14 protein-coding genes are annotated in these 15,118 nt (G+C 41.0%); all 14 read right to left on the bottom strand.

Annotated elements, in window-relative coordinates:
* Window positions 1-58: 58 nt before the first annotated feature.
* Entirely contained in the window at window positions 59-1,252 is a 1,194-nt protein-coding gene (locus KKF19_02840) for a hypothetical protein (GenBank protein MBU2579866.1), read from the bottom strand.
* Window positions 1,253-1,587: 335 nt separating this feature from the next.
* Window positions 1,588-2,637, bottom strand: coding sequence for a tRNA 2-thiouridine(34) synthase MnmA (gene mnmA / locus KKF19_02835; protein MBU2579865.1), 1,050 nt, complete (start codon window positions 2,635-2,637; stop codon window positions 1,588-1,590).
* A gap of 48 nt (window positions 2,638-2,685) precedes the next feature.
* Window positions 2,686-3,273 carry a uracil-DNA glycosylase gene (locus KKF19_02830; GenBank protein ID MBU2579864.1) on the bottom strand — a complete coding sequence of 196 codons (588 nt, stop codon included), beginning with the start codon at window positions 3,271-3,273 and terminating at the stop codon, window positions 2,686-2,688.
* A gap of 2 nt (window positions 3,274-3,275) precedes the next feature.
* Window positions 3,276-4,535 carry an ABC transporter permease gene (locus tag KKF19_02825; GenBank protein ID MBU2579863.1) on the bottom strand — a complete coding sequence of 420 codons (1,260 nt, stop codon included), beginning with the start codon at window positions 4,533-4,535 and terminating at the stop codon, window positions 3,276-3,278.
* 10 nt (window positions 4,536-4,545) lie between these two features.
* Window positions 4,546-5,778, bottom strand: coding sequence for an ABC transporter permease (locus KKF19_02820; GenBank protein MBU2579862.1), 1,233 nt, complete (start codon window positions 5,776-5,778; stop codon window positions 4,546-4,548).
* Window position 5,779: 1 nt separating this feature from the next.
* Window positions 5,780-6,496, bottom strand: a complete 717-nt coding sequence (locus tag KKF19_02815) for an ABC transporter ATP-binding protein (GenBank protein MBU2579861.1) — start codon at window positions 6,494-6,496, stop codon at window positions 5,780-5,782.
* A gap of 4 nt (window positions 6,497-6,500) precedes the next feature.
* A complete protein-coding gene (locus tag KKF19_02810) occupies window positions 6,501-8,084 on the bottom strand; it encodes an efflux RND transporter periplasmic adaptor subunit (GenBank protein ID MBU2579860.1) in 1,584 nt (527 codons plus the stop codon).
* Window positions 8,084-8,884 (bottom strand): SIMPL domain-containing protein, encoded by an 801-nt coding sequence (locus tag KKF19_02805; GenBank protein ID MBU2579859.1) that lies wholly within the window; start codon window positions 8,882-8,884, stop codon window positions 8,084-8,086. The genes KKF19_02810 and KKF19_02805 overlap by 1 nt, the downstream gene beginning before the upstream one ends.
* A 54-nt stretch (window positions 8,885-8,938) precedes the next feature.
* Window positions 8,939-9,436: a hypothetical protein gene (locus KKF19_02800; GenBank protein ID MBU2579858.1), complete on the bottom strand. Its 498-nt coding sequence runs from the start codon at window positions 9,434-9,436 to the stop codon at window positions 8,939-8,941.
* 234 nt (window positions 9,437-9,670) lie between these two features.
* The gene (locus KKF19_02795) at window positions 9,671-10,465 is read right to left on the bottom strand and encodes an undecaprenyl-diphosphate phosphatase (GenBank protein MBU2579857.1); all 795 of its coding nucleotides are present in this window, start codon (window positions 10,463-10,465) and stop codon (window positions 9,671-9,673) included.
* A gap of 5 nt (window positions 10,466-10,470) precedes the next feature.
* Window positions 10,471-11,412, bottom strand: coding sequence for a hypothetical protein (locus KKF19_02790; protein ID MBU2579856.1), 942 nt, complete (start codon window positions 11,410-11,412; stop codon window positions 10,471-10,473).
* Window positions 11,413-11,417: 5 nt separating this feature from the next.
* The gene (locus KKF19_02785; GenBank protein MBU2579855.1) at window positions 11,418-12,128 is read right to left on the bottom strand and encodes a hypothetical protein; all 711 of its coding nucleotides are present in this window, start codon (window positions 12,126-12,128) and stop codon (window positions 11,418-11,420) included.
* An 84-nt stretch (window positions 12,129-12,212) separates the two neighbouring features.
* Window positions 12,213-14,774 carry a glycosyltransferase gene (locus tag KKF19_02780; GenBank protein MBU2579854.1) on the bottom strand — a complete coding sequence of 854 codons (2,562 nt, stop codon included), beginning with the start codon at window positions 14,772-14,774 and terminating at the stop codon, window positions 12,213-12,215.
* Window positions 14,774-15,112, bottom strand: a complete 339-nt coding sequence (locus tag KKF19_02775; GenBank protein ID MBU2579853.1) for a phosphomannose isomerase type II C-terminal cupin domain — start codon at window positions 15,110-15,112, stop codon at window positions 14,774-14,776. The genes KKF19_02780 and KKF19_02775 overlap by 1 nt, the downstream gene beginning before the upstream one ends.
* Between the last annotated feature and the right edge of the window lie 6 nt (window positions 15,113-15,118).

The raw sequence follows: 15,118 nt of genomic DNA, 5'->3' as shown, positions 1-15,118 counted from the left end.
GTTATTAATCGCTCCTCCCGAAAAGATATTACACGAAAGACAAAAACAAGTCAAGCGTTTACCCAAACATTAAAAAGTCCGGCTTGAAAATCAGCAAAAGCCCCATGGCGAAAATAACAAGCCCTCCGATTAGAGCGCTGTATTTCGCGTACTTATCCGTAAAGCCAAGTTTGCTTAAAGTGACGGCCGCGATTGTAAAAATAATAACATCGTCAAGCATAAAGACAAAAGTATAAAGCAAGAGATATAGATAATAATTTACTGAACTTAAATTATTCAAAGACAAGACCTGCGTATAAATCGCGGGCAATCCAGCTGAACAAAAAAACTCAACTAAATTCACCCCAAACGCCAAAACGACTATTCCTAAAAACGCGGCTGGCAAAGCAGTTGAATTAACCACCTGATTTGCTTTTTGGGTGATTTTTTCGTTCCACTTGCTTCCAATGGGCGCGATCTCGCAAACGCCCGGCTTAAAGGTAATAAAATGTTTAATTTGCCAAACCCCCGCCCCCAAAGCCAAAACCCCAATAATCGTCCTAATTAAATTAACATAACTAATCGCCAAAAATAAATTTAGCCAAGCGGACAAAAGAAGATAATAAACAACGCCCGAAGCGAGAATAAACGCGCCGCCAATCCAAATCATTCTTTTCCGCGAACGAACGCTAATCAGTAAAGCTAAAAGAAAAAGCAAAACCCACATCGCGCAAGGATTAAATCCATCAATCGCGGCAAGCGCGATCGTTAAGACAGGCAAAGACAATTTAGAAAGATTTAATTTCCCGATAAAAGGATAATCAATAATTTGCTCTTCCGCGCTGACCTGAACGGAACATTTTTCTCTATCCACTTTTTCCATTAGGTCAGAACACCCCTGCGCCGAACAATTTTCAACCGCCCTCAAAATCTTCCCGCCCGTCGTTTCATCGCTCAAATAACCAATCATTACCTCCTCGCCGATAAAAATAGCCGGCACTCTCACAGTCGCCTCCTTGCCGCACGACTTAAGAAATTCAACCAATAATTGAGCGTTCCCCTTATCCCCAAAAACCTCATAAGAATGAATCTCAAGCCCCGGATAATCCACCGCTACCCCCTCCAAAAAAACTTCCGCCTTCTTGCAATGCGGGCATGTCTCCCCATAAAAAAAATACAAATCAACCGCCTTCGCGCTCTCATCAGCCAACGCAAAACCACCCATCCCCAAAACCCCAAACAAAATTAAAACAAAAATTAGAATCTTTTTCATAAATTCAACATTCTCTTATTCATCGCCCGTCTAAACCTACCAACAAACCTCCGCCTCCCGCCAAGTCCCGACCTTTGAAAAACACCCTATTCGGCTTTCGGATAGCCGAATTGTTTTTGATCTACTATTGACAAGCAGTTTTCTCTTTGTTATATTTGAAATAGAATACACATAAAAAACACCTCTACTGGTTCCGTCCTTTAGCGGTGTTTTTTCTTTTTATAGTCCAATTTCCAGCCCAAACTCTGTATCCCTAAATTCAAATTCTGGTTATCTATAAAAGCGTAATTTTTTTCTTTTTTAACCATATTTCTTGATGTTAGACCTCCGAGGTCTTAACAAATCGCTCCACCACCTAAACAAACATTCCCTTTATAAAAAACCGCGAACTGTCCCGGTGTCGCCGCTTTTTGCGGTTTTTCAAAAATCAATTTCGCTTTGTTCCCGACAACGCTTAATCTCGCGCGCGACGCCTTTTGGTTAAATCTGATTTTCGCCATAACCTTTATTTCCCCTTTTGGCTTAACGCCGGAAATAAAATGACATCGAGCAAGAGAAATTGTTTTGCGGAAAAGCGCCGGGTCGTTTTCTTTATTAGTTATTATAATCCGATTCTTCTTTTTATCCAAATCAACCACCCGCCAAGGACCACCCGAAACATTAATCCCTTTTCGTTGCCCAATCGTATAATGAAACAATCCCTTATGTCGCCCCAGAACATTCCCCTTTTTATCAACAATATCGCCTGGTTGAACGCCTAATTTTTCATCCAAATAAAAGGGTAAAGCTTTTTTGCCCACAAAACATAAATCTTGGCTTTGTTTGATTTCAGAAAAAAATTTAAAGCCCTCTTGCGCGGCTATCTGATAAACCTCTTTTTTAGTGTATTCCCCTAGAGGAAAAATTATCTTCCCCAACTGCTCCTGCTCCAAAAGGGAAAGAAAATAACTTTGGTCTTTCATCTTATCAACCCCTTTTAATAATTCATACTCTCCCGTCTTTTCATTTTTTTTAATCCGCGCATAATGCCCCGTGGCTACATATTCAATCCCCTCTGCTCGTGCGAAATCAAACAAGCCCTGAAATTTAACAAACCGATTGCAAATTAAACAAGGACTGGGCGTCCTGTTATCTTTCAACTCGGACAGAAAATAGCCAATTACTTTTTCGTTAAAATCAAGCCGCGCGTCAATAATATGATATGGAACTTTAAGTTTTTGGCAAATTTTTTTGGCAATCGCAAAATTATTTTCCGAACAAACGGAATGTCTAAAAGAAACCCCAATCGGCTTGAGCCCCTGCTTTTTTAAAATCGCCAAAGCAACCGAAGAATCAACTCCCCCAGATAGTCCGACTAAAACAGTTTTCTTACTATCAATATTCATTTTTAAAATGGGGACTGTCCCCTCTTGGGGACAGTCCCCATTTACTGGCTACTTTAAAAACTTCTTCAAAATCCCAAAGTCCTTTTTCAAAACATCCTTCGTATTAGCGTTGTAAACCGATACCGCGGGATGATAGAGAGGAATAATTTTAATTTTGCCAAAACTCGTTTTCACTTCAAAAATTTTTCCGTGCATTTTACTAATGCCCGCGACTTCATCCGCAAGCCCAAATTCCGCCAAAAGAAACGAAGCCGCATGATTGCCCATTGGACAAATCACTTTTGGTTTAATCGCCTCTATCTGCTTGATTAAATAAGGAACGCAAGCCGCCTTCTCTGCTGGCAAAGGGTCGCGATTACTGGGCGGACGGCATTTAAGAATGTTGCAAATGTAAGCGTCTTCTCTTTTGTATCCGATTGAAACAAAAAGTTCATCCAAAATCTTGCCCGAATTCCCACAAAAAGGAAGACCCGTTTTATCCTCATTCGCCCCAGGCGCTTCGCCCACAAAAACTGCTTTTGCCTTATGGCTCCCCTGCCCAACCACGGGTAAAATCCGCGTCTTGCAAAGCGCGCATTTCTTGCACTTTACTACCTCGTCTTTTATTTTTTTAAGTTGTTTAGTCACTTGATTCATAATTACTCTTTCCTCATCGCCTCAATCGGACTTAATCGCGCCGCTTTTTGAGCGGGGTAAATCCCAAAAACCAAACCAATCATCATAGACACAAAAAAAGCAATTATAATCGCCAACCAAGAAACCGTCAAAGGCCAAGATAGTCCGTAAGCCCGCGCGCCAACAGCGCTGATTAAAGACACGCCGATGCCAAACAAAATCCCAATTAATCCGCCCAAACCAGTCACTGTCAAACTCTCAATTAAAAATTGCCAAAGAATATCTCGCCTACTCGCCCCCAGCGACTTGCGCAATCCAATCTCATGCGTTCGTTCAGAGACAGAGACAAGCATAATATTCATAATTCCAATTCCGCCAACCAACAAAGAAATCGCTGCTAAAAATCCCAAAAGCAAATTTAAAATAACCATCATGTCGTTAATTTGATCCAAAATTTCCTCCATAGTCGTAATTTGAAAATCGTCCTTTTCGGGGTCTTTAATATTGTGGTTGCGCCTCAACATTTGAGAAATTTCTGGAATTGCCCGGGTGAGATAGCTCGCGTCCGTAACGGTTAATATTATTTCTGACAGATAGTTAATCCCCAAAACCTCTTTCAGGGCTGTTTCTACTGGGATATAGGCGAAATCATTCATATCAATCCCGCCGACAGAAATTATATTCTGCTCTTCCAAAACGCCGACAACTTTAAAATTCTGTCCCTTGATTTTTATTTTCTCCCCAATCGGTTCGCTTTGCCCAAAAAATGTTTCAGCCAAACCGCTTCCTAAAACAACAACCTTCGCTAAACTCTCGTCCTCGCTCTCCGTAAAAAACCTCCCCTGTTTAGTTTGAGCCGTTTTCATGACCAAGGGAAAATCGGCGTTGCAGCCATAAACAATTGTTTTCTTTTCCTTGTCTTTGTAATTCGCCCACTCCTGCCCGAACGCTTGTCCCGTCACCGCTTCAATATATGGAAATTTTTGTTTATCCTCTAACGCCTTAATATCTTTTGTTTTAAGTGTGGTTATTTTAATCCCTTGCGCCATTGAGATAACGCTTCCAACTTGACCCGCGCCAGGAATCTTAACCGCGATATCAATCATATTTGGCCCGAACGCCTCAACCTCGCCTGTCACCAGCCCCTTCAACCCTTGTCCCAAAGAAAGAATAATTACGACCGCCGCCACGCCAATAACAATCCCCAAAATAGAAAAAATACTGCGCAATTTATTCGCCCTCAAAGCAATCACCGATTGTTTAGCCGCGACAGTTAAATTCATATTTCATCCCTTATTCATATCTCAACGCCTGAATCGGATTTAATTTAGAAGCGCGATTGGCCGGCCATAAACCGAAGATTAAACCAATACTCACGGCCATAAAAGAAGAAACAAAAACTGAAAGAGGCGTAACAATAAATTTCCAATCATATCCAAAATAATTCACGCCGACAGTCACAGTATAAGCGATTAAAATTCCTAAAACAATTCCAATCACCCCGCCAAGCAATGTCATTGTCGCGCTTTCTATTAAAAATTGAAAAAGGATGCTTTTTCTTTTAGCGCCCAACGCTTTGCGCAAACCAATTTCCCTTGTCCTTTCATTCACGACCACAAACATAATGTTCATAATCCCAATCCCGCCGACAATCAAGGAAATCGCCGCCACCATCGCCAAAAACATTTTAAGCGCCTGCGTGATCGCGCCTAAAATATCAAGGGCTTGCGCGGCGTTCATAACAGTAAAGTCATCTTTAAGCGGGTCTTTAATGTGATGGCGGAAACGAAGAATATTTTCAACTTGAGAAATAACCAAATCAATATTATCCGCCCCAGAAACCTTGGCGCGGATAAGGGCAACATGGTCAATCCCTAAAAGTATTTTTTGAGCCGTTTTGACAGGGACAAAGACCTGTTCGTCTTGATTTTGAAAAGCCGCCGTTCCTCTTTCTTTCATCACCCCGATGACTCTAAAACTAACCTGATTGATTTTAATCCTTTGGTCAATCGGATTGTCCTCGCCAAACAATTCTTCTTTGACCCGGCTCCCTAAAACCGCGACTCTCGCCAAGCCGTTAACTTCATCCTGTTTAATAAACCGCCCTTGCGCGATAGAAGTATCTTCAACTTCTAAATAATTAGAAGAAATACCCGTATAATCAAAATCGTGTATTTCATTTAGAAAACTCATTGTCCCTCGCCCTTTAACATAAGAGCAAGCGGCAACTACGCGCGGCAACTCTTCAATCGCCAAAGCGTCTTCATAAGTGAGAGTTGTTATTTCAATCCCAAACACAGCCGCCGGCGGTCCGCCTTCTTCGGACATGCCTGGTAGAACACCGATTAAATCACTCCCCATCGCCCTTACCTGCGCCAAAAGCAAGTCCTGCGCGCTCGCCCCCACCGCCATAATTGAAATAACAGCGGCAACTCCGATAATAATGCCCAGCATCGTCAAAAAAGAACGGCTCTTTCTCAAGAGCAGATTCTGAAAAGTAAGTTTTAGAACATTAAAGAAATACATGTTATTTCTCTATCCCATTCTTCGCGATATGTCTTTCGTTCACTTTTGTGTCGGTGAGAACTCTGCCATCCTTCAAATCTATAATTCTTTTCGCGCATTCAGCGACATATTTTTCATGGGTTACCATTAAAATCGTGTGCCCCTCTTCATTCAAATCCTGTAAAACTTCCATTACTTCCTGTCCTGATTTGCTATCCAAATTTCCCGTCGGCTCGTCGGCAAGAATCAGTCGCGGACGGTTAATTAACGCGCGAACAATCGCCACCCTTTGCTGTTCCCCACCCGAAAGTTGATTCGGACGATGATTGACGCGATGAGAAAGACCCACTTTTTCTAAAAGATAGCGCGCCCTGTTTTCGGTCTCTTTTTTATCTAATCGCGGCGTATAAATAGTCGGCAATAAAACATTGTCTAAAACAGAAGTCCGCGGCAAAAGATTATACGATTGAAAAACAAAACCAACTTTTTGATTTCTAATTTCAGCCAATTTATCGTCATCAAAATGGCTCGCATTTTCCCCGTCAAAAAAATATTCTCCGCTCGTCAACTTATCCAAAAAACCGATAATATGCATCAAAGTTGATTTGCCTGAACCCGAAGAGCCTGTCACCGCGACAAACGCGCCTTCTTTAATCTCAAAAGAAACCCCGCGCAAAGCCGGGGTCACCAATTCATCGTCCACATAATTTTTAACCACATTCTCAAGTTGAATCAGCATATTTTTATCGCGCCTCCATTACCACTTCTTCCCCCTCTTCCAGCCCCTCAACAATTTCAATTCTATTCTCGCCTTCCAAACCGGTTTTGATAATTAGCTCAACAACTTCCCCATCTTTCAGAAGATTAACAAATTTATCGCCGTTTATACCTTTAACAACATAATACGGCAAATAAAGAACATTCTCTTTTTTGTCGGTCTGAATATCAAGATTAACCGTCATCCCCGACTTAATTCTTCCATCCTCTACATCAAAAACAGAAGTAATTTTATAATAAATCACGCCCGAAATAATTGTTTCCGCCGGGTCAATTTTAATAATCTCTCCGACAAATTTTTCCGCAGGACCCAAAGCGTCCAATGTCATTTCCACTTTGTCGCCCAAATCAACCTTGGCGATTTCCGTTTCTGAAATATTCGCTTCAATTTGAAATCGTCCCGAATTAATCATAGAGACAACCGTTGAGTTTGCCGCAGCTATCTCCCCTTCCTCTTTTGCGAGCGCGGTAATAGTTCCATCGGTCGGCGCTCTTAAAATATTTTTATTTATTTTTTCCTGAATTTGCAAAATATTCGCTCTCGCCTGTTTAATTTCCGCTTCTGCCAAATCAATATCGGTCTGGCGAGGATCCGCTTTTTTCAAAGCCAATTCGTCCTTGGCTTTTTGAAGAACCGACTCCGCCGTCACTAAATCGGCGCGCGCGGCATTAATGTTTATTTGGTTCGTGATCGCGACCGACTTAATCCCCTGTTCAGCCGCAGTCAGAGCGACTATTTCTGTATCAATATTCGTCCTCTCTGTATCAACGCTTGTCTTATGCGTTGAAGAAACAGAACTTTTAACGCTTGCGTCATTCATCGCCAGCCGCAAATATGCCAAAGCGTCCCTAATCGTAGTCAACGCCGATTTCATCTCTTCCAAAACCGCCTCAATATTATTGTAGGTCTTTGCCGAACTTAAATCATTTTTAGCAATTTGCTCCCAACTCTTAACATTAGAGTCAATTTGGTCGTTGCCGTTAAAATATTCTTCCTTTATTTCGGCAAAAGTAATTAAAAGCGCCTTGTCGGCTTTCGTGTATGATGTTTTTACGGCATCCAACGCGTCCTCGTATGCTTCTTCTAAATCATTCTCAGCGTCAATTTCCACATCGTCCAAGGCCTGTTCTTTATTGACAATATCAACTTCAGCATTCGAAACGGCCGTTTGGTAAATTCGAATATCTTCTTCCCTGTTGCCCGCTAAAATCTGCGCCAACTTCGCCTGCGCGATATTCAAAGCGGCGTAATACGACTGAATTTGAGCGCTTAATTCCGCGACATTGAGTCGAACCAAAACCTGCCCCGCGACTACCTTGTCGCCAATCCCGACTTCAACCTTGTTAATCTTTCCCGAATTTTCAAATTGTAAATCAATCTGCTTCGCGGGCACAACCGTCCCCGTAGCCGAAACATTCTGAATAATCTCTCCGCGCGCGACAGCAACTGTTTCATAAGCGGAATCCCCCTCGCCAAAAAAACCTTGATAAGCAAAATACCCCCCAGTCAAAATAATGATAATACTAATAATGATAATAATTTTTTTCATTAATTAATCTCATAAACAACACTCACCGTCGTCTCCACCTTATTCTCCCCCGTCTCTATCTGCGGAACCTCTCCCCCTCCGCCCATGGCCTCCGCCTTCAAAGCGTAATCATAACGAACCGCCGCCAAGTTTTCGCTAAACCCAACAATACGAACTAAGCTCACTCCAAGTTCATCGGCTATTTTCTCCGCCTTCGCGCGCGCCGATTTAATCGCCTCTTCCCTTACTTGCGCCTTTAGCGCGTCTTGGTCATCAATCGTAAATTGTAAATTTCCAACCTGGTTCGCCCCCGCGTCAGTTGCCCCTTCAATAATTTGCCCGATTTTCCCTAAATCCCTAATCTTGACCTGAAGCGACTGCGAAACCTCATATCCAACTAAAACCCTATTCCCTGATGGATAAAGACTGCTCGTCCGATATTCATATCGCTGATAAATATTAAAAGATGTTGTTTTTAAATCCTTCTCCTCAACGCCCATCCCCTTCGCAGAATCAATCACCGCATTCATTTTAGAAGTGTTTTGCGTCATCGCCTGCGCGACCGTTTTCGCTTCTGTCACAACCGAAAAAACAACCAAAGCCAAATCCGGCTTGGCATAAACCTCCGCCTGCCCCGAAACAGTAATCGTATTTTTTGATTCTATTTCCTGCCCAATGTATCTCCCTTCTTTGATTTTATTGCTAATCCCAACCGCGGCCGAAACAGTCAAAACCCCCAAAAACAAAATCAAAACACCAGCCAGCGCGCATAAAACCTTATGCCCGCAATTTTTAAAATCTTCCCTACAAAAGTTTTTCATATTTTTATTAATTATCTAATGGGGGCAGCCCCCGCAACGGGGGCTGCCCCCATCTTAATTTATTGCCTTAAAAAACGGTCCGACAACCTTTTGAACAAATTCCAAACAACTCTCCTTATCCGCGTAAAACCAACCAATAAACCCAAGAACCATCGCCAAAATCAAAATCCCCAAAAAAGAACGACTAATAAACATCCTTAAAATTTTGCTCGTCCAAAGATTTTTCCTCGCTATCTTCTGCTTATTCAACTCCTTATCCAAATCAAAATCGTAATATTTATAAAATTCCGTTTTCTCTATTAAAAACTTTTTTAAATTATCCTGATGAAAACGACTTTCGGCGTCCCTCTCCAAAAGCAATAAAAACCCTGAAAACTTCAAAGCGTCCGCCTTATCTAGTCCCTTCAAAACCATTCTCATCTGCGAGACCCACTGAAACCACTCCGTCTTATCCCCTTCCAAAGAAGCAAAAAGCGCGCCTCTCCCCTTCGGCTCAATAAACCGCCCCGTCAACCCCTCCAACTCCTTAACCAATTTTTTCTTAGAAGCCATATAAAAATTCTACCACAAAACCCAACCAAAAACAACAAATTATCCCCAGTATTAGTCCTCAAAAGTCGCTCTCAGCAATTAAAGGTCAGACCTTTCGAGTAGCGACATTTCCGAAGGTCGCGCTCAGAAGGTCTGACCTTGAATTGTGATTTAAACCCCTCAAAAAACAAAAAAGCGGCCAAGTCATTCAGACCCAGCCGCAAATAATTCGGCTATCCTATAGCCGAATTAATCTCAAACCATCGCCGACAGAACAACCAAAATACCAAAACCCAAGACGAACCAGCCGAATTCAAATTTTTTGGCTATTTTTAGAAGTAGGTCAATGGTTAAAATCCCGAAAAGAAAAGCGAAAAATAATCCGACTGCCGCTTCTTTTGAAAAGGCGAAGTCGTTAAAATTTAAAACAAGATTGCCGACCAAAACAATCGGCAAACTCATTAGAAAACTCAACTTTAAAGCGCTTGCCCCGCTAAATTTTCTCAAAAGCAGAACCGAGACGGTTAGCCCTGAACGCGACAACCCAGGCAACGCCGCGAACCCCTGAACCAACCCAAGCAAAATCCCGTCCCTTCCGCTTAATTCTTTAACTTTTTTAACTCCGTCTTTTTTCGTTTTTATTTGGAGCCAGCCCGTAATCAGTAAAAGTAAACCGACCGCCGCGGTAACCGCTTGCGCTGATAAAACCAATTGCTCTTCTAACACGATAAACGCTTTAACTAAAACAAAACCTAAAAAACCGCTAATCAGAGTAGCGGTCAAAAGAAAATTAAAAATCTTCTTCGTTTCTAAATCAGATGATTTGTAATTAAATAACGCCTTAAATAATGAGGCGACATCTTTGCGGAAATAAACCAAGGCGGCGAGAAAAGTGCCTAAGTGAAGAAAAAGGGCGCGATGAATAATCGCGCCCATTCCTGCCTCTGCGTCAAAAAAATTCTTAATGACCAAAAAGATAACGCCCTCCGAACTAACCGGCAACCACTCAACAACCCCTTGAACAATGCCCAAAACAATCTGTTCCCACATAAAATTTAATCAATTTTTAATCTCGGCTCGCCTATAATATCTGTCTCTCTGATTTTCCGCTCAAAACATTGACGACCCGCGTCATGCCTCCACTCTTTGCCGTAAATGTCATGAGAAATATCCGATTCGTCTTCATTGGATATTCTAAAATTAGCGCAAAGTTCAAAAGTTTTTTCTTCCTTAACTATATATTCAAACCTTTCGCCAGTCGCAGAATTCTCAAAATCTTTATCGCCCAAATAGCCCAAATAACTAAACTCCGCCATCAATTCTCCAAAATCAACAGGCAATTTCTCGTTTTCAAGATAATAATTTCTAATAGAATTATCTAAACTCTGTAATTTTGACAAAACCTCATTGTCCATTTTTCTATCCCTTGTTGCTGTCGGCGATTCCACGATAAAAAGAGACGAAGCAAAAACAGCAATCACAATTGCCAACGAACCGTAAAAATACGCCCGAATCACATTATCTTTCGCTCCCATCACATTTTCCCGTTTAATATCGTAAAGATAAAATGTAAAAACAATCGCCGCGATGCCAATAGCCGTCAAGGCCTTCAAGATAAATTTAAGAGTTAATTCGCCGTCCAAAAAAGCATTAACAACCGCGATAAGCCACCCTGTCATCACGACCGAAGAAATTAGCAAGATAAAATAAGTCAGCCATTTGCGAATTTGAGAATCTTTGTCTAAAGCGCCTGAAAATAAATTCTTGAAAATCTGCCTCGCGGTGATATAGAAAATAGGAGCCGAAACTATTAAAGCCGAAATCGCGAATTTTAACTGGTCCGACGAAAATTGACCGCGGGACTGGATTACATCCACTATTTTTTTATTGATAATCTGAAAAACAATCATCCCCGTCGCCAAGGACATAAAAATCAAAGACACCAAAGACAGCATATAGAAGAAAGCATATTTCGCCGCGTTATTTTGTTGAGTCATATTTTTTACCTCCCAAACCTAAAAATATTCTTCATCCAACCAAATAATCCTTTTTTCGCTTTCTCGCCAGCAGCTAATTCCTCTAATCTAATCTGCTCTTGTTCAGTATTCATTATCTGCTCCTGTATTGTGTTTCTAACTTCTTCATCACATTCACATTGTGTCATTAATTGCTTAAGCGTCATAATTCTTGCGTGATTCGCGTTCACTTCTTGCTCTATTTCATCTGCCGCCTCATCATCCCCGCCCATAAATAACTTGACCAATCTGCTTCTTGAATTAATTTTCTCCTCCGCCAGAATTGTCGCCTGAACCGAATTATTAAACCCGCGCGCGACTTCGGAAACTTGTGGACCAATACCACCCACCAATTCCTCGGAGGCAAGCAAAGAATGAACCATTAATTTAACTTGATTTTGATTTTGATAAACTCCTTTAATATCTTCCTCTGTTTCGTCCATCTCTTGATCCATTTCCTGTTTTCTCTCTTGTATCATTTGATTTAACTCAACCTTTGTTTGAGCTTTAATCTGTTGTCTTTCTTGGGTCATTATCATTATGCCTTCTCCGTCTTGAGTTTGAGTTTGATCTTGTGTTTGGGTTTGATCTTGATTTTGAGTTTGATCTCCTTGATTTGTGTTCGCTCCATAAACCACCGAGCAAAGAGCGACAAAAACAAACGAACTAATAACTGTATAGATAAATATTTTTTTCATATTTTTGTTTATTTATTTTATTTTTTTATTTTTTTATTTATTAAATTTAGTACGACCTTATTAAATTATACACCATTTTAAGTTTTACAACAAATCCAAAAAATAATTCGCCTCTCTTTGAATTATCTTTTCTAAATCATTATAGCTCTTACCTCTAATCTCCTCAACAAAAACATTCCTCCTCGCGAAAAACAGCGCTCTTAACAATTTTAATACCGCCTTTTTATCCGCGCCATCCCTAAAAGCGCCCAACAAACAATAAACCGATTTCGCCCAAAGTTCGCCGTCTATCCCAAAAGATTTTTCCTCAAAAAACTCTCGCTCTAAACCAACGCGAATTTCTTCGGGAATAAACGACTTCAAAACGCTATAATTCTCCTTAAACTCCACCGCTATTTTCTCGTTAATTTCCTCTTTTTCGCGAGCCGTACTTTCTTTTTGGTTAAAATCATCCAAAGAAAAACCCTCTTCATCGCTAATACTACAAACCAAGGGAGGTTTTTGAATTTCCGCCGCTCTCTCTTTGGGTAAAAACGAAAAAAGAGAACTCGCGACTTCTAAAAACATATTATCCAATTTCGGAGCGCTGGTTTTATGAATTTTAAATCCCAAATCAACCTGTCCTAACTTCGCGCCAAACTTAATCGCGTTCATAGTCATAAAAATATCAATTCCAAACTTCCCAACTTCCTCTGTCCATTCTTGCTCCAGCCAGTAATCAGCCATCCTCCCCGAAAACCCAAAATCCCCGCCAATCGGTTGGCGAATATCATATCCCAAAAGTCCATAAACTATAGGATAGCAAAGATGATTCGTAATAGACCCGTCATATTTATCGCGCGCGTAAATCGGCGTGATGTAATCATAGCCGTCCATCATCGGCTCTATTAAACATTTTACCCATTCTGGAGTAATGCTTTTCAAATCAGCGTCAACAACCATCGTCGCGTCCGCGCCCAATTCTTTCATTTTCAAAAATAAATTTCTAAAATTATTTCCCTTTCCTTTAACGCCCGGCGGCGTGGAAATATATATTTTAGGCGTCTTCGTTTTAACCCCTAAAAAAACTTCGCTCGTTCCATCCGAAGAATTATTATCGCTGTTAATAATCACCGCCCGCCGACCGCTAAAATATTTAACAAGCCCCTCATCAACCACCTTCACGACATTAGAAATGGAATCCGCCTCGTTATATGAAGGAATTCCAACCACAATCTCGCAACTTTTGTAATGTCCCAAGGGGGCTGCCCCCGCAACGGGGGCAGCCCCCTGTATTAACTCTAAAAATTGTTTCGCGACCTCCGACACTTCATAAATATTTTTAGCCGCCTCCAAATTCTCCTTAATGATTTTCTCCCGTCGCGTCCTATCCCGCAAAACTTCAACTTGCTTCAAAACATCATCTTTATTTAACTCCAATATCCGCTCCTTCAGCTCCTTGTCCCTAAAAATTTCCAAAACCCTTTTTGCCCTCTTAAAACTTTTCTCATCTTCGGCGTTTACGACATCTCTATTATTAAGCAAAAAATTATCATAAAGCCATTCAAAAGAAAGTCCGCTTTTTTCAAAATCGTCAACAATATTTTGTATTCTTCGCCCAACAACAATTTTCCCCGCGAACCAACATTCTAAAAATGGATAACCAAACCCCTCTCTTAAACTAGTCATGACCGTAGCAAAAGACGCTTGATATAAATCACCAACGCTATACTCTTCAACTGCCCCTGACGCGCTGTATCTTCTTTTCAAAGGCAAAGGCTTTTTTGTAAAAATAATCGGAAAGCCGGCCACCAAGACAATTTTTTCCAAAACATCATAATAACCTTGGCTCAAGGGGTCATACTTATCAACTTTTCCTGGAACAACTAAAATATAGTTTTCGCCCGTAATTTGACGAACATAATTAACAAGCAGAATCGCCTCTTCAATATTTTTTCTCGGCACGACTCGCACAGGATAAAGTAAAATCTTCGCCTCTTTGTCTGAAATTCCCAGCCCCGCGCGAATTGCTTCGGTCTCCTCGCTTTCTAATCGTTGATTAAATTTTTCTCCATCAACGCCATTTGAAAGATAAAATATTTTTTCTGCCGCAACTCCTTCCTGAATTAATTTTTCCTTCAGTTCGTGATTAATGATTAAAAAACCATCAACTCCTTCGCCCCTAACAATATTTTCAATTTCCGAAGAAGAAAAAGATTTCCACGCTCCGTCGCGATAATGCGGACTATCAACATACAAATCGTGAATTCTAAAAAATATTTTTGTTCCAGACGGCTTAAATTGCTTCGCGTAAATAGAAAAACCAAGCATTGCCGACAAATGATATTCACCGACAAAAGGATTTTCAATTACTACGACATCAGACCCCTCTGTCGCTTCGGCAATTTTTTGAGCAATCGCCAATCCCCTTTTTTCAATTTCGCTTTTATTTAAATCATCTTCTACTGGCAAAAGTTCGGGAATTTCTATATAATCAGCCCCTTCCAAAAATCGCTCTTTCACTTCTCCTCCAATAAAACGAAACCCAAGCCGCGGATTCTCCTCCTGAATTCCATCAACCAAGGTCTTAATAACTGTATTCACCCCATCTCTCCAACCAATCCCATAGTGGACAAAACAAATTGTCTTCTTATTATTTTGCGGCATTATCTCTTATACTTATCCTCTAACCTCTCCTCGTCCTCCTCATCAAACTCCCCAAAAGAAATTTCCAAAATCTCAATTCCTTTTTCTCCCGCTTTAACCCTATGCTTCGCTTTTTTCTCAATAAAAAATTCTTCTCCTTTTTCCGCTTTTTTAACCGCCTCGCCAACCGTTATTTCTCCCCCGCCGCGAATAACTCTCCAAAACTCGCTCCTCTTATTATGCCTCTGTAAACTCAACTCTTCCCCCGGCAAAACAAAAATCATCTTCACTGTGCAAAGTTGATTCAAACAAAACCTCTCAAACCTCCCCCAAGGCCTTTTTTCTATATACTTTTCCATATTCTT

The sequence above is a fragment of the Patescibacteria group bacterium genome (assembly GCA_018830295.1).
Classification (GTDB): domain Bacteria; phylum Patescibacteriota; class Minisyncoccia; order Portnoybacterales; family UBA2143; genus JAHJSM01.
This window is presented reverse-complemented; position numbering and strand designations above follow the sequence as displayed.